Origin of the sequence: Streptomyces gardneri, from assembly GCF_006539185.1 — a bacterium.
GTDB lineage: Bacteria > Actinomycetota > Actinomycetes > Streptomycetales > Streptomycetaceae > Streptomyces > Streptomyces gardneri.
Window position 1 is genome coordinate 56,527 of sequence record NZ_BJMN01000048.1, and the last position, 22,510, is coordinate 79,036.

The following is a 22,510-nucleotide window of genomic DNA, read 5'->3' on the forward strand; positions in this document are numbered from 1 at the left end:
GGCGGGGTGACGGAGACACACACGCCGACGGGGCCGGCGGATCCGCCTGCCCCCGGGCCCGGAGCCGGTTCCCGTGCTCGTGGCGCCCGGGTCGGCACCGGCCGTCGTGCGGACCGCGGGGCGCGGGGCGCGCGGTCGGCCCGCCGCACCCCCGGCGCGCCCCGCCGCACCCCCGTCGGGTCCCGCTGGGCCCCCTACGCGCTCGTCGCGCCCTTCTTCCTCTTCTTCGGTGCCTTCGGGGTGTTCCCGCTGGCCGCCACCGCCTGGACCTCGCTGCACCGGGTCGAACTGACCGCGCCCGCCGAGGCGGAGTGGGTGGGGCTGCACAACTACGCGCGGCTGCTCGACGACGCGTTCTTCTGGAACGCCCTGGTGAACACCGCCGTCATCGGGGTCCTCTCCACCGTCCCACAGCTGCTGCTCGCGCTCGGCGTGGCGCATCTGCTCGACGTGCGGCTGCGGGGCCGGGGCCTCTTCCGGGTCGTGGCGCTCGCCCCGTACGCCACCTCGGTCGCCGCCGCGACCCTGGTCTTCGCGCTGTTCTACGGACGGGACAACGGCATGGCGAACTGGGCCCTGGGGGTGGCCGGTCTCGCCCCGGTGGACTGGCAGAACGGCCCGTGGGCGTCGAAGCTCGCGGTGTCGTCGATCGTCGTCTGGCGCTGGACCGGCTACAACGCGCTGATCTACCTGGCGGCGATGCAGACGGTCCCGCGCGAGCTGTACGAGGCCGCGGCGCTCGACGGGGCGTCTCGGTGGCGTCAGTTCCTGCACGTGACGCTGCCGGGGCTGCGGCCCGCGATCCTCTTCACGGTGCTGGTCTCGACGATCGGTGCGACCCAGCTCTTCGGCGAGCCGCTGCTGTTCGGCAGCGGCGCGGGGGCCTCCGGCGGGGCTGACCACCAGTTCCAGACGCTGGGGCTCTATCTGTACGAGCAGGGCTGGGTGAACCTCCATCTGGGGCGGGCCGCGGCCATCGCCTGGGCGATGCTCGTCATCCTGGTGGTGCTGTTCGGGGCGGCACGGCTCCTGCGCGGGGTCCACGCGCGCGGGCTCCTCGCACGCGGGGCCTTCACGCGCAGGGCCTTCGCGCGCGGGAAGCGGGCCTCATGAGGACGGAGCGGGCCGGCTGGGGCACGTACGCACTGCTCGCGCTCTTCACGGCCGTCTCCCTCTTCCCCCTGCTGTGGACGGCGGTCGCCGCCTCGCGGACCAGTACGCGGCTGGCCGCCACCCCGCCGCCCTTCCGGTTCGGGCGGAACCTGCCCCGGAACCTGGAACTCGCCTGGACGGACGCCCGTCTTGGCGAGGCCCTGGCGAACACCGCGCTGGTCGCCGGGGCGGTCGCGGCGGGAACGGTCCTCTTCTCGACCCTCGCCGGCTTCGCCTTCGCCAAGCTGCGGTTCCGCTTCCGGGGCACCCTGCTCCTGCTCGTGGCCGGGACGATGCTGATCCCGCCCCAGCTCGGTGTCGTCCCGCTCTATCTGCTGATCGCGCGGCTGCGCTGGACGGACGAGCTCCAGGCGGTGGTCCTGCCCTCGCTCGTCTCCGCCTTCGGGGTGTTCTTCATGCTCCAGCACCTGCGGCGGGCCCTGCCGTCCGAGGCGCTTGAGGCCGCCCGGATGGACGGGGCGGGGACCCTGCGGACGGTGTGGCACGTGGTGCTGCCGGCGGCGCGTCCGGCGATGGCGGTGCTCGGCATGCTGTCGTTCGTGGCGGCCTGGAACGACTTCTTCTGGCCGGTCCTCGTCCTGACGCAGACCGGGGACCCGACGGTGCAGGTGGCGCTGACGGGCCTGGGGCGGGGAACGGTGCCCGACCAGTCGGTGGTCATGGCGGGCGCGTTGCTCGGGACGCTGCCGCTGCTCGTCGTGCTCGCGCTCTTCGGCCGGCACATCGTGGGCGGTGTGATGCGGGGCGCGGTGAAGGGTTAGACCCGCCCGGCAAGATCGGATCAGCGCACAAGATCACCCAGACGGGCGAGGCGTTGATCCATTTCATCCCGAACGTTGTTAACTTCCGCTTATGTCCGAGATTTTCACATTTTTCTTCCGCTTGGGTGAGGTGACGGCGGATGGGAGCCCTGCGTGACAATCCCGAACTCGCCCTCTTCCTCTGCCTCTCGGCCGGCTATCTCGTCGGCAAACTCCGCGTCGGCCCCATCACGCTCGGCGGTATCTGCGGCACCCTGATCGTCTCGCTCCTGCTCGGCGCCTGGGCGAAGGTCACCGTCTCCGACGACGTGAAGACGATCTTCTTCGCGCTCTTCATCTTCTCCCTCGGCTACATGGCGGGACCGCAGTTCTTCTCCAACCTGACGCAGGCGCAGATCACCCGGTACCAGGGCCACGTGGCCACCGCGTACACGGTCTGCTACCTCTTCGGCCTCGTCACCATCGTCATCTACACCAGCCAGATCATGCCGATGATGATGCGGATCAACCTCCGCGACGCCTCGCGCGCCCTGTGGGAGAGGATGCGCGGCTCCGGCGGCGGCCTGGAGTCCGACGAGCGCGAGGCGCTCCCGGGCATGGTCGGCCGGACGTTCCTGGTCACGCTCGCGGACGGCGCCAGGGTCGGCGAGCTGGAGCGGCGGCTTGGCGGCCGGGTCACCTTCGAGGCGGTGAAGCGGGGCAGCAAGGTCCTCACCCCTCCCCCGCCCGACTTCGAACTGACCCTCTCCGACCTGGTGCTGACGGTCGGCCGCCGGGCGAACATCATCGAGGCGGGCCGGATCATCGGGCCCGAGACCGCGGCCGTCCCCGGTCTCGACACCCCGCTCGCCACCACCGAGGTCTCGCTGACCGACAAGGGCGCCGTCGGCAAGTCCCTGGACACCCGCGGCGGGAAGGCGCCGAAGGCGCGCTCGACCTGCTCGCGGAGGCCGAGCGGGTCCACGGCAAGGACTTCGCGGACTTCCTGGACAAGAACTACGAGCCGGTCGACCCGCTGTTCCGGCTGGCCGAGCAGACCAGCGTCGTCCTCCTCAACGGCGGCGGCTTCGACGGCCCCGAGTGGTCCGTCCGCGTCTCCCTGGCCAACCTCGACGACCTGGACTACCTGAAGATCGGCCACCACCTGCGGGCGATCTTCGACGACTACGCCGACGAGTGGAAGGCCGCGCGGGCGTAGGGCGCCCCTCGCGAGGTCGACGTCCGACAGCCGCCAGCGTGCTCCGCCCCCGGCGATCACGCTGGCGGCATGACGACTACCTCCACCACCGACACCACTGGCACTACTGGCACTACTGGCACTACTGGCACCGCTGGCAAAACTGGCACTACTGGCACCGCAGCGGACTCGGCGGCCGTCCTGACCGGTATGTACGCGGCGGAGGCCGCCTATCTTGCGGCCGGAGGCCCCGGCCAGGCCTCCTTCGCCCCGCTCGCTCCCTACTTCGCGCCCGACGTCGTCCTCCACCAGGCCGCCGCCCTGCCGTACGGCGGGACCTGGCGCGGGCACGCGGGCCTGGAGCGCTTCTTCCTCGCGATGAGCCGGGTGTGGGAGTCCTTCGACATGACGGAGCAGGAGTTCCTCGCCACGGGCGCGACCGCCGTGGTCCTCACGCGCGTACGGGCCCGCGCCCGCGCCACCGGCCGCGAGCTGACCTTCCCGATCCTGCAGACGATCACCGTGCGGGACGGCCGGATCGCCGAGGTCCGCCCCTTCTACTGGGACACCGCGGCGATCGCCGACGCCTGCGCCGTACGGCCGACGGCCGGGTAGGGGTGCGCGCCCCGGCCTGGGGGTGGGGTGGCTCCGGCCGGGGCGCGCGGTGTGGGGGGCCTGCGGGGCCTGCCTACTTGTAGGCGGCGAAGGCCTTCGTGAAGGCCAGGGGTGCCTGGAGGATCGACGAGCAGGTGGCGTCGGCGTGGTTCACGGCGCCGCCCGCGCACTGCTTGTCACGGGTCGAGGACCACATCGAGAGCCAGCCGATCCCCTTCGACCTCGCGAAGTCGACGAGCTGCGTGGCGTCGTCGACCTTGAAGATCTCGGTCGTGACGTCGTTGACGCCGATCATCGGGGTGACGGCGACGGCCTTCCAGGCGGCCGCGTCGGAGAGCCCGAGGACTCCCTTGACCTGGGCCTGGGTCGCGGTCGCGGCCTGGATCGCGTACGTGCCCATGTCCGCGCTGTACGCCGGGCCGTAGTCCATCGCCATGATGTTGACGGCGTCGACGCGGACCCCGTTCTTCTTCGCGTCGGCGAGCAGGGCCACGCCCGGCTGTGTCAGACCCTCGGGCATGACGGGCAGGGTGAAGGAGACGTTCAGGCCCGGGTGGGTCTTCTGGAGCTGGGCGATCGCCTGGGAGCGGCGGGTGTTGGCGGCCGTGTCCGGCAGGGCGGCGCCCTCGACGTCGAAGTCGACCTTGGTCAGCTTGTACTGGTCGATGACCTTGCCGTACGCGGCGGCGAGCGCCGAGGAGGACGAGCAGTTCAGGGCCAGCTCGTGGCCGGCGGCGCCGCCGAAGGAGACGCGGACGTCACCGCCCTTGGCGCGCAGGGCGCCGATCTGGGCCGCGACCCTGTCGTTCGCGAGGTCGGTGACCCCGCCCCAGAGCGGGGCGCAGGCGCCGCCGGAGGTGATGAAGGCGAGGTTGAACTCCTTCACTCCGGTGGCGTCGGCGGTCGCGAGCAGGTCGTACGCCGGGTAGAGCGAGGTGTCGACGTACGGGGCGTACTTGGCGGCGCCGACGGGGCTGCCGGTGGCCGTCGCGGTGGGGGTCGGGGTGGGCGGCGCCGTGGTGGTGGTGGCGGTGGCCGTCGGGGTCGGCTTCACCGTGGCGGTCGCGGTCGCCGAGGCGGTGGCGGTCGGGGTGGGCTTCGCGGTGGCCGTCGCCGAGGGGGAGGCGGTCGCGGTCGGCTGCTCGGTGGGGCGCCCGCTGGGGGTGGGGGCGGGGCCTCCGGCGGAGCAGGCGGCCTTGTTGATGAGGCAGCCGGTCGGGTCGCCCGCCGTGCCCGCGGCGGAGGTCACGAAGCCGACGGTGACGGACTGGCCGGGGCCGAGCTGCCTGTTCCAGCTCGCGGGCTTCACGGTGACGTGGCCGCCGGAGACGGTGTGCTCGCCGTTCCAGAGGGAGCCGATGGTCGTCCCGGCCGGGAGGTCGAACTCCAGGGTCCAGTCGGACTGGGCGGCCGTTGTCTCGTTGGTGACGACGTACTGGCCGGTGTAGCCGCCGGTCCAGGCGCTGGTCCGGGTGTACGCGGCGCCGACGGCGGCGGCCTGCGCGGTCCCGCCGAGCGCGAAGGCGACGCCTCCGACGATCGCGGCCGCGACGACGGCTCCGACGGCCTTGGTCCTGGTGCTCGCCCTGCGCCGGTGCGAACTGGTGCCCATCGCGTGCCTGCCTCTGTGTGCCGGGTGTGGGGGTGTGGTGCGGCAGCACGCTAGCGACTGGGAAACGGACAAAAGGCCATGAGCGGACCGGGGTTGGGATTCTTAGGCTCCGCTTAAGGAAGGCATCGGAACCACGAAAGGTTCGGCCCGCTCGGCCACGGCTCAGGCGTCGGCGGCGCGCCGGGTGCCCGTGCCGCCGCGGCGGCGGCGGGCCGGGCGGCGGCCGCGGCGGCCCGCCGTGGCGCCCGTGCGGCGCTCGTCGAGCCCGATCCAGACGCGGACCTCGGTGCCGCCGAGGACGGAGTGCCCGATGGCGACGTCTCCCCCGGTGGCCTCCGCCATCCGCCGCACGATGTCCAGGCCGAGGCCCGTGGAGCCGGGCCTGCCGCCGCTGTTGCCGCGGGCCAGGGCGGCGGCGGGGTCGGCGATGCCGGCGCCCGCGTCGGAGACCAGGACGATGACGGCGTCGTCGCCGTTGTGGAGGTCGATGGAGAAGGCGGTGCCCTCGGGGGTGTGCCGGAAGACGTTGCCGAGCAGGGCGTCGAGGGCGGCGACGAGTTCGGGTCGGGCCACCGGGATGCGTACGGGACGCTCGACGCCCGCGACCCGCACCCGCCGGCCCTCGTCCTCGGCGAGCGCCGACCAGAAGTCCATCCGCGCGCGGACCACTTCGGCGGCGTCGCAGCCCGCGCCGGGCCCGGTCGCCTGGGTCTGCGGCTTCGCCTCCCGGGCGGTGCGGATGATGATGTCGACCTCGCGCTCCAGCTGTTCGACCGCGGCCCGGGTCTGCTCGGCGGCGGGGCCGGAGCCGAGCGAGGCCGCGTTGAGCCGCAGCACCGTCAGCGGGGTGCGGAGCCGGTGGGAGAGGTCGGCGGCGAGCTCGCGCTCGTTGGCGAGGAGCTGGACGACCTGGTCGGCCATCGAGTTGAAGGCGACGGCCGCCGACTTGAGCTCCGGCGGGCCCTCCTCGGGCACCCGCGCGCCGAGCCGGCCCTCGCCGAGGTCGTGGGCGGCGCCCGCGAGCCGCTGGGCGGGCCGAACCATGCGGACGCCGAGCCGGTCGGCGACGGCGACGGAGCCGACGATCAGGGCGATGCCGACACCGGCCAGGACCAGCCAGGCGGTGGCGACACCGTTGCTGACCTCGCCCTCGGGGACGAAGAGTTCGACGACGGCGACCTGACCGCTGCTGAGCGCGGTGGGCTGGAGCAGCGCGAAGCCGCCGGGCACCTCGGCGATGGAGGCCCGGCCGAGCCTGCGGGTGGCCGCGAGCTCCTCGGCGTCGGCCCTGCGGGTGCCGATCTCCAGGGCGGTGCCGTCCGGCTCGCCGGCGGGCACGTGCACGGCGAGCCGTCCGGCGGCCCCGTCCTCGGTGGTGGCGACGGCCTTGTCCAGCTCCTGGCGGTCGGTGGTGATCGCGAGGACGGGGGCGAGCCCGGAGGCCCGCCGCTCGGCGTTGGAGAAGGCCCGGTCGCGGGCCATCTCCTTGACGACGAGCCCGAGGGGCACGGCGAAGGCGACGACGACCATCACGGTGACGGCCAGGGACACCTTGACGAGCGCCCACCTCACGGCTGCGACTCCCGGGGCGGCTCCAGCTTCACGCCCACCCCGCGCAGGGTGTGCAGATAGCGGGGCCTGGCGGCCGTTTCACCCAACTTCCGCCGCAGCCATGACAAATGTACGTCGATGGTCTGGTCGTCCCCGTAGGACTGCTGCCACACCTCGGCGAGCAGCTCCTTGCGCGGGACGACCACACCGGGCCGCCCGGCGAGGAAGGCGAGCAGGTCGAACTCGCGCCGAGTGAGGTCCAACGGCGCCCCGTCCAGCTCCGCCTGACGGCGCAGCGGATCGACGGTGAGGCCGCCGACCCGGATGACGCGGGGCGGCGGCGCCTCGCCCGCGGCGGACCGCGCCCGGCGCAGGACGGCCGCCATGCGGGCCGAGAGGTGGTCCACCGAGAAGGGCTTCACGAGGTAGTCGTCCGCGCCGGCGTGGAGGAGCCGCACGATCTCGGCCTCGTCGTCCCGGGCGGTCGCGATGATCACCGGTACGTCGGTGATTCCGCGCAGCATCTTGAGCGCCTCGGACCCGTCCAGGTCGGGCAGTCCGAGGTCCAGGATGACCACGTCGAAACGGAAATGGGCGACCTCGCGCAACGCCTCCAGAGCCGTCCCGACGCTCCGTACCGTGTGGGAGGCCTCGGAGAGCTGGCGGATGAGGGCGGAGCGCACGAACTGGTCGTCCTCGACCACGAGCACACTTGCCATGGGCGGCACCGTACGCCATTCGGGGGAACGGATGAGCAATCTGCACCCTCCCGCAGGGCTCCCTGACGGGTGGTGCACTATGGCCCCGTGCGAAGAGGACTCGTTCACGCCCTGGCCTGGTCGCTCGCCACCGGCGCGGCGGTCACCCTGTCCTGGTGGGGAGTGCACACGGTGCTGTCCGGCACGGTCTACGACCCGCCGCTCGCGGTGCCCCTCCCGGCCGGCACCACCGAGGACGCGCCGGTCGCCGCGGGCGGCGATCCGCTGACCTCCTCGACGCGTCGGCCCGAGACTCCCGGGACCCCGCCGCCGTCCCGGACGTCCACGCCGGGCGAGGGGCGCACCGCCTCCCCCACCCCGTCCTCGCCTCCCGTCACGACCCCCGCCGACCGGCCGGAGTCCACGACGACGGCGCCCGCCACCACCACGGCCCCGCCCGCCACGACTCCCGCGTCCACCCCGGCGTCCTCCGTGAAGAGCTACACGGTCGACGGCGGCCGGGTCACCTTCGACCTCGGCGAGACGTCGGCCGAGCTGGTCTCGGCGATCCCCGCGTCCGGCTGGCAGATGCAGGTGTGGAAGCAGCCGACCTGGATCCGGGTCACCTTCACCAAGGACGGCCGCGAGCTGTCGGTCTTCTGCCTGTGGCACGACACCGCACCCCGCGTGGAGATCGAGGACCGCGCGACCTGAGGTCGCTCAGCGGAAGACGGAAGCGGGCGGTGCGGGCGAGGGCTTGGCGCTCGCGTCGGTGACGGGGGCCGCGCCGCCGGCGAAGTCGGCGAGCTCCCGGCCGTGCTCCACCCGGCCCGGGTGCGGATCGGTCGCGACCCGGCGGGTCAGCTCGGCCACCGGCAGCTCCCGGTCGGAGGCGAGCAGCACCGCGTTGCCGAAGCGGCGGCCGCGCAGCACCGTGGGGTCGGCGGTCAGGGCCAGTTCGGGGAAGACGGCGGCGGCCGTGGCTATCTGGCCGCGCAGATGGGTCAGGGGCGGGCCGTCGGCCAGGTTGGCCGCGTAGAGGCCGCCGGGCCGCAGGACCCGCCGCACCTCGCCGAGGAACTCGGTGCTGGTCAGATGGGCCGGGGTACGGGCCCCGCTGAACACGTCGGCGATGACGAGGTCCGCCCAGCCGTCCTGCACCTTGGCGAGCCCGGCCCGGGCGTCGGTGGAGCGGACGCGGATACGGGCCCCGGGGTCGAGCGGCAGCTCGCGGCGGACGAACTGGACCAGCGGGCCGTCGAGCTCGACGACCTGCTGGGTGGAGCGGGGCCGGGTCGCGGCGACGTACCGGGCGAGGGTGAAGGCGCCGCCGCCGAGGTGCACGACCTGGAGCGGCCGGTTCGGCGGGGCGGCGAGGTCGGCGATGTGGCCGAGGCGCCGCTGGTACTCGAAGGAGAGGTGGGCGGGGTCGTCCAGGTCGACGTGCGACTGCGGGGCGCCGTCGATGAGCAGCGTCCAGGCGCGCGGGCGCTCCCGGTCGGGTACGAGTTCGGCGAGCCCGCCGTCGACGGTCTCGACGACGGCGGCGGCGGTAGCCGCCCGGTCGCGCTGTCTGTTCCTGGCCACGGCCCCATTATCCCGGGCCTGCCCGGTGGGGGGCTCAGTGGCAGCCGTCGGCCGCCTCGATGAGCCGGGCCGCCTCGCCGAGCGCCTCGCGCAGCACCGCCGGGTCGGTGACGGGGTCGGTGTCCCCCGGCGGCAGCAGCCAGCCGGCCGGGCGGGGGGTGTCGCCGGTCGGCTCGGGGAGTTCGGGCAGCTCGGGGAGGCGCAGCCCGCGGCCCGAGGTGCGCGTACACGCGCTGCCCGGCATGTCCCAGGCCGCGGCCGTGCCCGGCGGGACCAGGAAGCCGAGGGTGTCGCAGGCCCCGTCGTGCACCACGGGGCCGACCGCGGGGGTGCTGCCGCGGCGCAGGATGTCGACGGCCTCCAGGCCCTGCCGGACCGGCACGGTCACCAGGTCCCAGGGCTCGGCGGGGGGCTGGGGGGCGCCGCCGTCCGGGGCGGGCGCGTGCCACGTGGCCGACTGCGAACCGATCTCCGACATGGGACCCCTCCTCGCTCCTGAGGAGACACGTTCCGTCTCTCCCTTACGGTTCAACGCCCGTGCGCGTCAACGGCTACGGCGGCATGCCGCTGCAAAGGATGGCAGTTCATGGCAGATCACAGGCGAGATATCCGATTTGTAGCCAAACTCAGCGTAGGCATCCAGTCACAGCAGGTACGTTCTTGCCGCCGGACCACCCGGCAGCACCAGGAGAGGGCTCGGCCATGGCGATGTCACGGGCAGTTCCCAATCTCGCCTTCCGCCGGCTCCGCGGACAGCACTCGCCGGCGGAGTTCGCCGCGGCTGTCCGCCGGGCGGCGCGGGAGATCGGCGAACAGGTCGCGTGCGACGCCCGCTACATCGGGCGCGTGGAAGCGGGCGAGATCCGCTGCCCCAACTACGCGTACGAGCGGGTCTTCCTGCACATGTTCCCCGGACTCGGCCTCTCCGACCTGGGCTTCTCCGCGCGGGAGACGGTGCGCGGCCGGCGGCAGGGCGCCCCGGCCGGGGGCTCGCCTCCCGCCGCGATCCCGACCCGGAACGATGAGGAGAGCGACGTGCTGCGTCGCGCATTCATGACGAGCGGCTCCGCCACCCTGGCGGCCGCCTCGCTGGGACTCGGCGGCCCCGCCGTCGCGATCCCGGCCCCCCGCGGCACCCACAGGATCGGCGAGGCCGAGGTCAGGGCCGTCGAGGAGGCCGTACGGCAGATCCGTCTGCTCGACGACCGGCACGGCGCCGACGGGCTCTACAAGGTGGCCGCGCAGCCGCTCCGCACCGCGTACGCGCTGCTCGACACGGGCAGCATGACCCGCCGCTCCACCGAGGACCGGCTGCACGCGGGCGCCGGCGAGCTGTCCCTCTCCGTCGGCTGGCTCGCCCACGACTCGGGCCGCCACGAGGACGCGCGCTCGCACTACGCCGAGGCCCTCGCCACCGCGCGGGTCTCGGGGAACGCGGCCCTGGAGGCGCACGCCTTCTGCAACACGTCGTTCCTGGCCCGGGACACCGGCCGGTACCGCGAGGCGGTCCGGGCGGCGCAGGCGGGGCTGCGGGCCGCGCAGCCCCTCGACTCGGCCCGGCTGCTCTCGCTGCTCTCGCTGCGGGAGGCCGGCGCGTGGGCGGGGCTCGGCGACCGGTCCGCCTGCGACCAGGCCCTCGGCCGCGCCCACACGCACTTCGACCGGGGGCCGTCCGACGGCGACCCCGAGTGGATGTCGTTCTTCGGCGAGCCCGAGCGGGAGGCCCTGGAGGCCCAGTGCTGGGCGGCCCTCGGCGACTGGGGGCGCGCCGCCCGCCACGCCCACCGGGCCACGGTCCTGCAGAATCCGTACTTCGCCCGGAACCTCGCGCTCTACCGCGCCCACCTGGCCAGGGACCTGGCGCACGCGGGGCGCCCGGAGGAGGCGGCGGCGGAGGCGAAGCGCGTCATGGAATCCCTCGACGGCATCGCCTCGGCCCGGATCCGCGGGATGCTCACCGAGACGGGCCGGGTCCTCGCCGCGTACTGACCCTGTCGGGGTGTCCTACTCCAGGTGCCCGGTGTCGTTCCAGCGCTCGATCGCCGGTGCGCCGTACGCCCAGCCCAGGACGGAGAGGCTCGTCGGGTCGAGGCGGATGCGGGAGGCGTACGAGACGTCCTCGCCGAGCCAGCGCGCGCCGATCGAGCGCAGGATGTGGCCGTGGGCGAAGACCAGGACGTCCCGGTCGGCGGACCGGGCCCACTCGACGATCTCGTCGGCACGGTCCGAGAGCTGCGCCATGGACTCGCCCTCGGGGACGCCGTCGCGCCAGATCAGCCAGCCGGGACGGATCGCCTGGATCTGGGCCGGGGTCATGCCCTCGTACGCCCCGTAGTCCCACTCCATCAGCGCGTCCCACGGCTCGGCGCGCTCGGCGAAGCCGGCGAGGGCGCAGGTCTCGCTCGCGCGGACCAGCGGGCTGGTGCGCACCTCCACGTCCGGCAGGCCCTGCCAGGGGCCGCGGTGCAGCCGCTCGCCGAGCAGCTTCGCCCCGCGCCGGCCCTCGTCGAGCAGGGGGATGTCGGTCCTGCCGGTGTGCCGGCCGAGAAGCGACCACTCGGTCTGGCCGTGCCGGGCGAGCAGGATGCGCGGTGCCATGGAAAGGACTCTCCAGAGGTTCAGGTTCACGGTGCGGTCGTGCCTCTTCCCATCATCGCCCACGCGAATTCGGGGTGACGTCCGGGCGACCTCGGGACGGTTGTCAGTGCCGGATGCGAGACTTCCGCGGGTGAGCGCATCCCTGGACAGCGGTCTGCCACGACCGTCGCAGACGACGACACTTCGGCAGCACTTGGCTGAGCTGCGCGGACCGGGCACGGCGCCACGCGCCCTGGACGCGCGGGCGCTCGCGGCGCTCGCCGCCAATCCCGGCTGCCGGCGCCGGGCGCTGCTCGACGGCGCCGGGGTCGACAAGGCGGCGCTCGCCTCGAAGCTGGGCTCCCCCGCGCCGTTCGGCCAGTCGCAGTTCGCGATCATGCGGGGCAACTCCTTCGAGGCGAAGGTGAAGGCGGACGGCGGCCGTGAGCTGCTGCGCCTGCTCGGCATCGAGGAGCCCGGCGCGGTCTCCCTGCCCGATCTGGCCGCGGCCGGACCCCAGGGGCGGACGGCCCGCACGGCGCTCGCGCTGCGCGAGGCGACCGGGGCCGGGGCGTGGGCGCTGCTCGACCATCCGCTGCTGGCCCTGGAGGTGGCCGGCTCCCCGGTCTATCTGGAGCCGGACGCGGTGGTGGTCTCTCCGGACGGGCGGTGGACGGTCGTCGAGATCAAGTCCTTCCCGATGATCGACGGCGCGGCCGACGCGTCGAAGGTGGGCGCGGCGGCCCGGCAGTCCGCCGTGTACGTGCTCGCGCTCGAACGGATGGCGGCGGTGACCGAGGGCGCGACGGTCGCGCACTCGGTGCTCCTCGTCTGCCCCAAGGACTTCTCGAACGTGCCGACGGCCTCGGTCGTGGACGTGCGCAAGCAGCGGTCGGTGACCCGGCGGCAGCTGGCCCGGCTGACCCGGATCGAGGAGATCGCGGACGCCCTGCCGGAGGGCACGACCTTCGACGTGGCGGGGTGCTCGGCGGCGGAGCTGACGGAGGCCGTGGAGTCCGTGCCCCACGCGTATGCGCCGGAGTGCCTGGCCGCCTGCGAGCTGGCCTTCCACTGCCGGGCGCGGGCCCGGGAGGCGGGCGCGGTGGAGACCTTGGGCCGGGCGGTACGGGGTGAGCTCGGCGGCCTCACGACGGTCGGCGCGGTCCTGGCGGCGGCGCGCGGCGAGGCCGGCGATCCCGACGATCCGGCGGTGGCGGCCCTGCGCCGGGCGCGGGCGCTGCGCCAGGAGGCGCTGGACCGGGCGTCCGCGCTCTCCGAGGAGGCTTCGGCATGTCACTGATCTCCGCGCTCGCCCGCATGGAGGCCGTCGAGTCGGGTCGCGCCCAGCCGCTGGCCACCGTCCGCCACCGGCACGTGTCCGCGCGGCCGCTCGTCCTCGTACCGCTGACGACCGCGGGTGAGGCGGGTGCTCCGCTCGGGGCGCTCGTGGGCACCGACGCCGACGAGCCCCGGCTCCTGGTGGTGACGCAGCCCCGGGACCGGGACCTGCGGTTCTCGTTCCTCGCCGACCTGGCGGAGGAGGTCCTGCCGTACGTCGACTCGTTCACCGACGTCGTGGAGGCGGCGGAGCGCAGCGAGGTCGACCCGGAGACCGGCAAGAAGGTGAAGGTCGAGGTCGAGCTGTGCGCGGACGCGCCGCAGCTGATCGTGCCGAGCCGCGCGGGCATCGAGTACGTACGGCTGCTCGGGCGGTCCACGCGGTTCCGGCGGACGGCCGAGCAGGACCCGGAGACGCCGTTCCCCGCGCCGCCGCGCGTGCCGCTGCTCGGGCGCTGGCTGACGCACTACGGCGACCGGGCCCGGGTCCCCGGCTCCTCGCTGCTGCTCGCCGCGACGGACCTCCTCAACCGGCACTGGGCGACCGGTCAGTCCTCCTTGGAGGACCAGCACCTGGGTGCGCTGCTCGCCTGGCTCGACCCGCGGGACGGGGAGTCGGGGCCCGAGGGGGCGCTGCGGGCCGAGGTGGGGCGCGACGAGCGGGGGCAGTTGCTGTGCCCGCCCGCCGGACCCGCCACCGACCCCGCCTTCGACAACCGGCTCCTGGCGCCCGCGATCGAGCGGTACGACCGGGCCCGGCTGGCGCTGGGCGCGGCCGAGGACGGCGAGGCGGCCGACGCGGGCCTCGGTGAGCTGCACCGGGCCGAGCGGGAGGTCCGGCGGCTCGTCGCCTCGCAGCTGAAGCCGACCTGGGACGCGGTCTGGCGGGCGCTCGGCCTGCTGCGGGAGCTGCCGGAGGGCGCCAGGGTCGAGGACCGCTGGACCCGGGACCGCTGGTCGTTCACCGGTCATCGCGACCGCGTGGTGGCCGGTGAGCCGCCGCAGCCGCGCCAGGACGACGTGATCGCGGCGGCCTCGAAGCTCGCGAACCGGGAGCGGGCGCAGGGGCAGCTGGAGGCGCAGGAGGCGCTCGACGATCCGCTGGTCCTGGCGGGTCGGCGGCTCGCGGGCGAGGCGTTCGCGGCGGAGGTGGCCGAGGTGACGATGGCCTGGACGGAGTCGAAGCGGCCCGCGCCGCGGCCGCTCCTCACGGTCCGCACGGAGGACCGGCCGCACCTCGCGGAGAAGGCGAAGGTGTTCCGCTCGCTCGACGGGAAGCCGCAGGCGGCGGAGTTCGTGCGGTACGAGGAGGACGGCTCGCTGGTGCTGCGGCTCCTCGACCGGATGGGGCGGTCGAAGGAGCCCGCGGCCGGCTCGGTGCCGGAGAAGGGCGAGCGGATCGCCTGGACGCTGTTCGAGCACGAGCAGCGGGTCGGGCCGAAGCTGCCGGAGCCGGAGGAGACGCCCTGGACGCACGGCGGTCCTCCCCGGACGGACGCCGTGGAACTGCCCGATGCCGTGACCCCCGAGGACGTGCTGTGACGATTCCCGAGCCGCGTTTCGATCCGTCCGCCGAGGCCGGCCGGGCGACGGACGGCATCCTGGCGGACACCCTGCACGGCACCTCGCGGGGTGTCGTCGTGGACTCCCCGCCGGGCGCCGGGAAGTCGACCCTGGTCGTCCGGGCCGCTCTCGAACTGGCCGCCGCCGGGCGCCCCCTGATGGTCGTCGCGCAGACGAACGCGCAGGTGGACGATCTGGTGCTGCGGCTCGCCGAGAAGGAGCCCGGCCTGGAGGTGGGGCGGCTGCACTCGAGCGACAGCGACGCGTACGACAAGGCGCTCGACGATCTGGCCAACGTACGGAAGTCGGCGAAGCCCGGTGAGCTGACGGGGCTGCCGGTCGTCCTCTCCACCTCCGCCAAGTGGGCGCACGTGAAGAACGTCGAGCCGTGGGCGCACGCGATCGTCGACGAGGCGTACCAGATGCGCTCGGACGCGCTCCTGGCCGTGGCGGGGCTGTTCGAGCGGGCGCTGTTCGTGGGCGACCCCGGGCAGTTGGACCCGTTCTCGGTGGTGGGCGCCGAGCAGTGGGCGGGGCTCTCGTACGACCCGTCGGCGAGCGCGGTCTCCACGCTGCTCGCGCACAATCCGGAGCTTCCGCAGCACCGGCTGCCGGTGTCCTGGCGGCTGCCCGCCTCGGCGGCGCCGCTGGTCTCGGACGCCTTCTACCCGTACACGCCGTTCCGCAGCGGCACCGGTCCCGGGGACCGGAAGCTCTCCTTCACGGTGGCGTCGGACGGTTCGGGTCCCGACCGGGTCCTCGACGAGGCGGCGGAGTCGGGCTGGGGGCTGCTCGAACTGCCCGCCCGCACGACCCCGCGCACGGACCCGGAGGCGGTCGGCGCGGTCGCCCTGGTCGTCCGGCGGCTCCTGGACCGGGGCGGCGCCGCGGTCTCGGAGCGCTCGGAGACGCCCGTGCCCCTGACGCCCGACCGGATCGCGGTCGGCACCGCCCACCGCGACCAGGCGGCGGCGGTGCGGGCGGCGCTCGCGGGACTCGGCGTGACGGGCGTGACGGTGGACACCGCGAACCGGCTCCAGGGTCGCGAGTACGACGTCACGGTCGTCCTCCATCCGCTGTCCGGCCGTCCGGACGCGACCGCCTTCCACCTGGAGACGGGCCGCCTGTGCGTGCTGGCCTCCCGGCACCGGCACGCCTGTGTCGTGGTCTGCCGCGCGGGCGTCACGGAGCTCCTCGACGAGCACCCGTCGACGGAGCCGGTCCAGCTGGGTGCGGCGGTCTCGTTCCCCGACGGCTGGGAGGCGATGATGTCGACGTGGGACACCTGGTCGCAGCACCGTGTCCCCTGGAGCCCGTAGAACACCTGCCTCACGCAGGCCGTTGAGACCTCAGGTCACGGCCGGCAGGGCGTCAGTGGGCCGCCTTGACGGTCGACGCGAGGGTGAGGAGCTCGTCGACCGACCACTGGTCGTAGACGTGTTCGCCGTACTTCGCGGCGGCGATCCGGCCGTCGGGAGCGATCAGGAAGTCGGCCGGCAGGCCCAGCCGACCGGCCGGCTGCGCGGCGGCGGGCAGCCGGCCGCGGCCACGGAGCAGCTCCCAGACACCGCGCACGAGGGCTCGGGCGATGGCCGGCCAGCCGCGGGGGTCGAGCAGGGCCCTGCGGTGGGCCTCGACGCCGAACTCGGCGTACAGGAGCCGGTCGGGGTCCGCGAGGACGGCGAAGGGCAGATGGGCCACGTGCTCGCGGAGTTCCTCCGCGGGCGAGTGGAAGAGCACGACCTCCCGGATTCCGGCCCGTTCGATCTCCTCGTGCCGCAGGAACACCGACCGCAGGTGGAGGTTGCAGACCGGGCAGCCCGCGAAGCGCCGGAACTGCACGTGGGTGTGGCGTTCGGGATCCGGGAAGGCCACCGGGGGGCCGATGACCGGGTCGAGAGTGCGGCGGGACACGGAGTGGCCGGGCTCCAGCCGCGTGCGGGGCGTGGACGTGCGCATGGGGCACCTTCTCTCGGACTGCCGTAGGCGTACGGCGTACTCCTACAGCGTAGGCGTAGGGCGTACGCTGTCAACCCTCATGCCTCGACCTCGCTCGCTCACCCAGGGCCAACTGGCCGCCGCCGCCGTCGCCGTCATCGACCGCGACGGGCTCGCGGCCCTCTCCATGCGCACCGTCGCCAAGGAGCTCGGCATGAGCCCCATGGGGCTCTACCGCTACGTGGCCGACCGCGACGAGCTGGAAGGACTCGTGGTCGAACACGTCCTCGGCTCCGTCGACGCCACCCCGCCCGCCGCCGGCGCGCCCTGGCAGGAGCGCATCGAGATCATGGCCGGACGGCTGCGCGACGGCGTGGCCGCCCACCCCGAGGCCGTCCCGCTGACCGTCACCCACCGGCACCGTTCGCTCGCGGGGCTGCGGTGGTCGGAGACCGTGCTCGGCATCCTCACCGAAGCGGGGATCGACGGCGGTCGGCGGGTCGTCGCCCTGCGCGCCCTCCACGGGTACGTCACCGGCGCCATCCAACTCGAACACCTGGGACCGCTCGCCGGCGAGGGCACGGCGGTCATCGCCGCGCTGCCCGAGGACCGCTTCCCCCATCTGACGGAGACCGCGCGAAGCGCGGGCGGTATCGGCCCGGACGAGGAGTTCTTCGGGGGCTTGCGCCTGCTGCTGCGCGGCCTCGGCGACTGAGGGGCGAGCCGCGCCCGCAAACCGGCGCGCGTAAACCGGGGCCCGGGAGCAGGGCCGGGGCGCGCGCCGGGGGCCTCGCGCTCTTGCGGGGCGCGGGACAATGGAAAGCGGCCCGGGATCCCGGGCCGTGCCTGTGCGAGGAGGAGACGAACGATGGCGGAACCCGCGGAGCGGAGCGGACAGCGACGGCTGCGGCCGGCGCCGCTGGTCTTCGAGCCTGCCGAGGCGACCGCCGATCCGGAGCACTTCTTCGACCTGGAGTCGATAGAGGACCCGCGTGAGCTGCTGGCCCGGGCGACGGAGCTGACGCTCGCGTTCCGCGCGGCGACGGACCGCGCGACGGAGTTCCAGGCGATCGCGGCGGCGCAGCTGGCGGATCCGCGCCGGTTCGACCGGCTGACGGCGGCGGATGTCGCCGAGCGGGCGGAGTGGACCGAGGACTACGCCCTGAAGATGATCGAGTTCGGCCGCGGCCTGATCCGGACGAACGGGCGTCCGGCGGAGGAGTAGGCCGACGCGCCCGGGCCGTGGGCCGTGCCGCGTCCCGTGGCATATGCGGGGCGCACGATACTCCTCACCCGCCTCTCCTGTCCGGGATTCCGGCAACTCTCGGAAACCGGTCCGTTACGGCCGGTACATCTGGTCGCATGACGACCTGGTTGCGCGACGAGACCCCGCACGACATCTTCCGTTTCCTGCGGGAGGGCGACGAGGGCCGGCACCAGACGGCCCGGGTGACCGCCGACGGGGCGGCCTGGCTCGCCTCGGCCGCCGGGGGCCGCCCCGGAGCCGCGCTCACCCGCTGGGAGGCCAGCCCGGCCTCGCCCGCGGCGCTGCCCTGCGGGGCGGTCTTCGACGTCGTCAACGTGGACCCGGTCTTCGGGCGCCGGATGCTGGACCGGCTGTGGGAGGAGGGCCCCGGCTCCGGGCCCGTCGCGGTGCACCGGGGCCGGATGATGCTGTTCACCGCGCCCGGGACGGCCCAGCGCCTGCCGGCGCTGCTCGACTGGGAGGAGTGGGGCGAAGCCGTCCCCCGGCCGCTCTGTCACGGCGTCGGGGACGCGGTGACCGTGCCCCCGCTCACCCCCGCCGACTCCTCCGGACCCCGCTGGCTGGTGGCCCCCGACACGCGGAACCCCTGGCTGCCCGGCCCCGAGGTCGTGCTCTGGGCCTGCGTGCGGGCCGTCCGGGCGGCCGCCGCGCCCGACGTGCGGGTATCGATTTTTCCTCCCGCCGATCCGGGTGCTAATGTCTACGACGTCAGCAGGCGCCGCTAGCTCAGTTGGTTAGAGCAGCTGACTCTTAATCAGCGGGTCCGGGGTTCGAGTCCCTGGCGGCGCACAGACGGAAGAAGCCCCTCGCGGAAGCGGGGGGCTTCTTCGTGTGCGGCGGAGACCTGTACGCGGTGCGGCGCGGCCCCGGTCAGCCCATGCCGGGCGGGGTGACCTTCACCGTCCAGCCGCCCGCCTGGGTGCGGTCCGCCACCTCGACGCGTACCCCCGTGCCGGGCACGGTGAAGGTCTCGCCCTCCTCCAGCGGCGCGTCCGCGAGCGGCGGGTAGACGGAGCGGTCCCCGCACGCCTCGGTGCGCGGGTGGGTGTCGACGACCTGGACCGGGCCGTCGCCGGAGGCCGCGCCGTTGCGCACCCGGTAGAGGAGGACGCCCTCGGTGCAGGTCTCGGCGTCGTTGCCGGCGGCGCTGCGGGCCTCGATCGCCAGGACGCTGTCCGGGCCGGTCCTGACGACGGCGAGCCGGGTGCCGAGGGTGCCGCTCTCCGCGGGCGGCGCGTCGGTCGGATCCAGGCTGACCAGCTGGGGGCCGGGCCCCTGGACGCAGGTCACCTGGGCGCGGGAGAGCCAGCCGAGCTTCCACTTGTGCCAGCCGAAGAGGTCGGGCGCGAGCCCGAACTGACTGCCCATGACGTCCCAGTCACCCACATGGGTGTCCCAGTCGCCCTTGCCGTCCGACGGCCGGTGGTAGAGATCGGGCAGGTCGAAGACGTGGCCGGTCTCGTGCGCGAGGACGTTCCGGTCGGGCGGGTGCCGCTCGAAGACCGTCACGACCCGCTTGATCTCGGTGCCGTCGACCTTCAGCGGGCGTTCGAGGTTGACGACCTTCGTCGCGTCGGAGTCCACACCGGGCGCGTCCGGGTCGGCGACCAGATAGACGACCTCGTACAGCGAGAAGTCGACGTCCGCGTCGACGGCGGCGACCGCGTCCCTCAGATAGGTCGCGCGCTTCCCGGAGTCCCAGTCACGCCGTATGTCGTACGCCTTCGACCCCTTCGGCATCGGGGTCCACTCGGACCGGGGGTGCGGGCGCAGGTCGAAGCGGCCGTAGGAGGCCCGGTCGAAGTACTCGCTGGTGGCCGGGAAGTGGTCGGCGGTGAGCTCGGCCGGGGTGGTGAGCGGGGTGGAGTCCGGGAACGACAGGAAGATCATGACCGCGTCGAGGGTGCTGGTGGGGCGCGGATAGGAGCCGTTCCAGGTGTCGAGGCCGAGCGAGTGGTGGGCCGCGGTGCGGGGCAGCGTGCAGGGGTTCCCCGCGGGCGCGCCGACGGCGGGGCCCGCGACGAGCCCGGTGGCGGCGAGCGCGGCGAGCGCGGTGAAGGCCGCCGCGCCGGCGCGCAGCCTCGGCCGCTCCACTCCCCCGGGTGGCTGCTGACCCCTCACGTGGACCTCCGGATCGGTAAGGCGGGACACCACAACCACCTTGTGACGGTTTGCGACGTTTCGCATGTTTCCGCTGCCCCGGTCGGGTGAGGGGGCGCCGCCGGGTCGACGCGACACGAGCGGGCATCAGCTCACGGAAAGTCACAATCGGTCACGTCATCACCGGCCCGTGTCAGACCCGTGCAGAAACGATCGGGCGAGGGGTCGCGGTGGGGGTCCTCACGGTGGCAACCGTCCGCCGGAGGGGCCTCGGAGCTGGAACGGCCCCCCGAGCTGGCTCTATGATCGGCAGACTTTCCAGAGGTCGACCATCCCGACCACATGTGAACGGCCCGACTGCACTACGGGAGCGAGCGGTGAGCGGAACCCCCGAAGGACCGGTGCACCCAGAGCCGCCGGAGACGCCCCAGACCGAGCTTGCCGTCACGGAGCGTCACGCCGAGGCCTGCGCCACGCGTCAGACCGACCTCGCCCCCGACCCGGCCCCCGGCCCCCTCGGCACCGGGATCGGCACCGGGATCGACGCCGAGCCGCGTGCCGACCGTCGAGCGGCCGAACTCCGCGACTACCACGCCGCCTTCCGGGCCGCGCAGCTCGCCATGGCCGTCGTCGACCAGGACGGCCTCGTCGTCGCGGCCAACGACTCCTTCGGCACCCTCCTCGGCACCGAAGCCGGGGCTCTCCGTGAACAGGCCGCCGCCGATCTCGTCGACCTCGCGTCCGACGGCCGCACCTGGCACGCGTACCGCGAGGTGCTCCGCGGCCGCCGCTCCCGCTTCCGCTGCACGCGCCGGCTCAAGCACCCCGACGGGCGCTCGCTGTGGGCCGAGGTCACCGTCTCCCCCGTGCCGGAGAGCCGGCGCGTGCTCCTGTCGATCGCGGACGTCAGCGACCGGCGCGAGCTCCAGGCGCGGCTGCGCCACCTCCAGATGCACGATCCGGTGACCCGACTGCCCAACCGGGCCCTGTTCTTCGAGCGGCTCTCCTCGGCCCTGGAGGCCGCCGCGCAGGACGCCGCACCGGAGACCGCACCGGCCGGCGCCGGCTCGTCCTACGAGTCACATGAACCGCATCAATCGCATCAATCGCACGAGTCATACGGGTATGGCAGAACAGGGCGGATCGGTCTCTGCTACCTGGATCTCGACGGCTTCAAGGCCGTCAACGACACCCTCGGCCACCGGGTCGGCGACCGGCTCCTCGCCGCCGTCGCCGCCCGTCTGACGGAGTGCGCGGACAGCGACGGCTACACCCGCAGCGGCGGCCACCTCGTGGCACGGCTCGGCGGCGACGAGTTCGCGATCCTCGTCGAGGACTCCACCGGTACGGAACAACTGGCCGACCTCGCACGCTCGGTGCTCCGCGCGCTCCAGGACCCCTTCGACCTGGGCGGCCAGCGGCTCTCGGTCTCCGCCTCGATCGGTGTCGTCGAACGCACCGCGCACGGGACGACCGCGACCGCCCTCATGCAGGCCGCCGACACCACGCTGTACTGGGCGAAGGCGGACGGCAAGGCCCGCTGGACGCTCTTCGACCCGGAGCGCAACGCCCATCGGATGACCCGGCAGGCGCTCTCCTCCACACTCCGCCCGGCCGTCGAGCGCGGGGAGTTCGGCCTGGAGTACCAGCCGCTGGTGGATCTGGCGGACGGGGCCGTGCGCGGGGTGGAGGCGCTGGTGCGCTGGAACCACCCGCAGTTCGGCTCGCTCCCGCCGAATCGGTTCATCGGAATCGCCGAGGAGGACGGCTCGATCGTCGAGCTCGGGCGGTGGGTGCTGCGGACCGCCTGCCGCCAGGCCCGGCAGTGGCAGAAGGACCATCCGCGCGAGCGCCCGATCTTCGTGAGCGTCAACGTGGCGGTCCGCCAGGTCTGGGACTCCGACCTGGTCGCGGACGTCGCCGGGATCCTCGCGGAGACCGGGCTCGCCCCGCACCTGCTCCAGCTCGAACTGACCGAGTCCGCCGTGATGGGCTCGGCCGGGCGGCCGCTCCAGGCGCTCAAGGCGCTGAGCGACATGGGCGTGCGGATCGCGATCGACGACTTCGGCACCGGCTACTCGAACCTGGCCTACCTGAGCCGGCTGCCGGTCTCCGTGCTCAAGCTGGACGGCTCCTTCGTCCGCGGCTTCCAGGACGAGGAGCACCCCAACCCGGCCGACGAGCTGATCGTCGAGGCGCTCGTCCAACTCGCGCACCGGCTGGGGCTCACGGTCACCGCCGAGTGCGTCGAGACCTCGGGGCAGGCGGCCCGGCTGCGCCGGATCGGCTGCGACACGGGGCAGGGCTGGCTGTACTCGCGGGCGGTGGCCCCGGACCGGATCGCCGAACTGATCGGCGCGGAGCCCCTGCGGGTCTGAACCCCCGTATCCGTAACCCCGTGTCCGTAGCCCCGTGTCCGTAGCCCCGTGTCCGCATGGCTCGGAGCATGGAACTGCCCCCGGCCGGAGGGACATTCCGGGCGGGGGCAGTGGTCATGTGGTGCTCAGTGGGTCAGGGCCTCAGCAGGCGCCCTGGTCCTTCCAGACGCCCCAC

The 22,510-nt window shown here is 73.9% G+C and carries 20 protein-coding genes, 1 tRNA gene and 2 pseudogenes; 15 read left to right on the forward strand and 8 right to left on the reverse strand.

The genetic code is table 11. The features are described 5' to 3' along the window. The first annotated feature begins 6 nt into the window (after positions 1–6). From SGA01_RS32030 to SGA01_RS32050, 5 genes and pseudogenes are all read left to right on the forward strand, one after another. Positions 7–1,113 carry a carbohydrate ABC transporter permease gene (locus SGA01_RS32030; RefSeq protein WP_141300932.1) on the forward strand — a complete coding sequence of 369 codons (1,107 nt, stop codon included), beginning with the start codon at positions 7–9 and terminating at the stop codon, positions 1,111–1,113. Then, on the forward strand, positions 1,110–1,934 hold the full coding sequence (locus tag SGA01_RS32035; RefSeq protein WP_141300934.1) for a carbohydrate ABC transporter permease: 825 nt from the start codon (positions 1,110–1,112) through the stop codon (positions 1,932–1,934). The genes SGA01_RS32030 and SGA01_RS32035 overlap by 4 nt, the downstream gene beginning before the upstream one ends. 140 nt (positions 1,935–2,074) lie before the next feature. Beyond that, positions 2,075–2,866, forward strand: a pseudogene (locus tag SGA01_RS32040) (aspartate-alanine antiporter-like transporter); the annotation flags it as partial. Continuing rightward, a pseudogene (locus SGA01_RS42365) lies at positions 2,863–3,132 on the forward strand (aspartate 4-decarboxylase); the annotation flags it as partial. The pseudogenes SGA01_RS32040 and SGA01_RS42365, both read left to right, overlap by 4 nt. 189 nt (positions 3,133–3,321) lie before the next feature. Then, a complete protein-coding gene (locus SGA01_RS32050; RefSeq protein WP_229917507.1) occupies positions 3,322–3,726 on the forward strand; it encodes a nuclear transport factor 2 family protein in 405 nt (134 codons plus the stop codon). Between the two features lie 73 nt (positions 3,727–3,799). On the opposite strand, the gene SGA01_RS32055 is transcribed toward SGA01_RS32050, so the two are convergent. From SGA01_RS32055 to SGA01_RS32065, 3 genes are all read right to left on the reverse strand, one after another. Then, positions 3,800–5,338 carry a glycoside hydrolase family 18 protein gene (locus SGA01_RS32055; protein WP_141300938.1) on the reverse strand — a complete coding sequence of 513 codons (1,539 nt, stop codon included), beginning with the start codon at positions 5,336–5,338 and terminating at the stop codon, positions 3,800–3,802. Positions 5,339–5,500: 162 nt separating this feature from the next. Further along, on the reverse strand, positions 5,501–6,910 hold the full coding sequence (locus SGA01_RS32060) for a HAMP domain-containing sensor histidine kinase (protein WP_141300940.1): 1,410 nt from the start codon (positions 6,908–6,910) through the stop codon (positions 5,501–5,503). After that, positions 6,907–7,608, reverse strand: coding sequence for a response regulator transcription factor (locus tag SGA01_RS32065; protein ID WP_167534231.1), 702 nt, complete (start codon positions 7,606–7,608; stop codon positions 6,907–6,909). Before SGA01_RS32065 ends, SGA01_RS32060 begins: the two co-directional genes overlap by 4 nt. Positions 7,609–7,695: 87 nt before the next feature. On the opposite strand from SGA01_RS32065, the gene SGA01_RS32070 reads away from it, so the two are divergent. Further along, complete coding sequence (locus SGA01_RS32070) at positions 7,696–8,301, forward strand: hypothetical protein (RefSeq protein ID WP_141300942.1); 606 nt, start codon at positions 7,696–7,698, stop codon at positions 8,299–8,301. Between the two features lie 6 nt (positions 8,302–8,307). Here the strand turns inward: SGA01_RS32070 and SGA01_RS32075 are convergent, their stop codons facing one another. Both SGA01_RS32075 and SGA01_RS32080 read right to left on the reverse strand, forming a co-directional pair. After that, positions 8,308–9,174, reverse strand: coding sequence for a spermidine synthase (locus tag SGA01_RS32075; RefSeq protein WP_141300944.1), 867 nt, complete (start codon positions 9,172–9,174; stop codon positions 8,308–8,310). A 34-nt stretch (positions 9,175–9,208) separates the two neighbouring features. Further along, the gene (locus SGA01_RS32080; RefSeq protein ID WP_079037594.1) at positions 9,209–9,652 is read right to left on the reverse strand and encodes a hypothetical protein; all 444 of its coding nucleotides are present in this window, start codon (positions 9,650–9,652) and stop codon (positions 9,209–9,211) included. Between the two features lie 224 nt (positions 9,653–9,876). On the opposite strand from SGA01_RS32080, the gene SGA01_RS32085 reads away from it, so the two are divergent. Continuing rightward, complete coding sequence (locus SGA01_RS32085) at positions 9,877–11,163, forward strand: NsdA family TPR-like regulatory protein (RefSeq protein WP_141300946.1); 1,287 nt, start codon at positions 9,877–9,879, stop codon at positions 11,161–11,163. 15 nt (positions 11,164–11,178) lie between these two features. On the opposite strand, the gene SGA01_RS32090 is transcribed toward SGA01_RS32085, so the two are convergent. Beyond that, positions 11,179–11,772 (reverse strand): histidine phosphatase family protein, encoded by a 594-nt coding sequence (locus SGA01_RS32090; protein ID WP_141300948.1) that lies wholly within the window; start codon positions 11,770–11,772, stop codon positions 11,179–11,181. Between the two features lie 130 nt (positions 11,773–11,902). On the opposite strand from SGA01_RS32090, the gene SGA01_RS32095 reads away from it, so the two are divergent. The 3 genes from SGA01_RS32095 to SGA01_RS32105 are packed head-to-tail and all read left to right on the forward strand — an operon-like array spanning position 11,903 to position 15,971. Further along, positions 11,903–13,051, forward strand: a complete 1,149-nt coding sequence (locus SGA01_RS32095) for a hypothetical protein (RefSeq protein ID WP_055643315.1) — start codon at positions 11,903–11,905, stop codon at positions 13,049–13,051. Beyond that, the gene (locus SGA01_RS32100; protein ID WP_141300949.1) at positions 13,042–14,631 is read left to right on the forward strand and encodes a hypothetical protein; all 1,590 of its coding nucleotides are present in this window, start codon (positions 13,042–13,044) and stop codon (positions 14,629–14,631) included. Before SGA01_RS32095 ends, SGA01_RS32100 begins: the two co-directional genes overlap by 10 nt. Further along, positions 14,628–15,971 (forward strand): AAA domain-containing protein, encoded by a 1,344-nt coding sequence (locus SGA01_RS32105; protein WP_141300951.1) that lies wholly within the window; start codon positions 14,628–14,630, stop codon positions 15,969–15,971. The genes SGA01_RS32100 and SGA01_RS32105 overlap by 4 nt, the downstream gene beginning before the upstream one ends. 52 nt (positions 15,972–16,023) lie before the next feature. Here the strand turns inward: SGA01_RS32105 and SGA01_RS32110 are convergent, their stop codons facing one another. Then, a complete protein-coding gene (locus SGA01_RS32110) occupies positions 16,024–16,611 on the reverse strand; it encodes a peroxiredoxin-like family protein (protein WP_141300953.1) in 588 nt (195 codons plus the stop codon). A 79-nt stretch (positions 16,612–16,690) separates the two neighbouring features. Between SGA01_RS32110 and SGA01_RS32115 the strand changes: the two genes are divergently transcribed. The 4 genes from SGA01_RS32115 (at position 16,691) to SGA01_RS32130 (ending at position 18,646) form a co-directional block, all read left to right on the forward strand. Then, positions 16,691–17,305, forward strand: coding sequence for a TetR/AcrR family transcriptional regulator (locus tag SGA01_RS32115; RefSeq protein WP_141300955.1), 615 nt, complete (start codon positions 16,691–16,693; stop codon positions 17,303–17,305). Positions 17,306–17,458: 153 nt separating this feature from the next. Next, positions 17,459–17,815, forward strand: a complete 357-nt coding sequence (locus tag SGA01_RS32120; protein WP_055643310.1) for a DUF8844 domain-containing protein — start codon at positions 17,459–17,461, stop codon at positions 17,813–17,815. 137 nt (positions 17,816–17,952) lie between these two features. Continuing rightward, positions 17,953–18,582 carry a hypothetical protein gene (locus tag SGA01_RS32125; protein ID WP_141300957.1) on the forward strand — a complete coding sequence of 210 codons (630 nt, stop codon included), beginning with the start codon at positions 17,953–17,955 and terminating at the stop codon, positions 18,580–18,582. Next, positions 18,573–18,646: transfer RNA gene (locus tag SGA01_RS32130), tRNA-Lys, on the forward strand. The genes SGA01_RS32125 and SGA01_RS32130 overlap by 10 nt, the downstream gene beginning before the upstream one ends. 81 nt (positions 18,647–18,727) lie before the next feature. Here the strand turns inward: SGA01_RS32130 and SGA01_RS32135 are convergent. Next, entirely contained in the window at positions 18,728–19,978 is a 1,251-nt protein-coding gene (locus tag SGA01_RS32135) for a M6 family metalloprotease domain-containing protein (protein WP_229917505.1), read from the reverse strand. Between the two features lie 356 nt (positions 19,979–20,334). Here SGA01_RS32135 and SGA01_RS32140 point away from each other — a divergent pair, with 356 nt between their 5' ends. Then, positions 20,335–22,335: a putative bifunctional diguanylate cyclase/phosphodiesterase gene (locus SGA01_RS32140; RefSeq protein WP_141300961.1), complete on the forward strand. Its 2,001-nt coding sequence runs from the start codon at positions 20,335–20,337 to the stop codon at positions 22,333–22,335. The last annotated feature ends 175 nt before the right edge of the window (positions 22,336–22,510 follow it).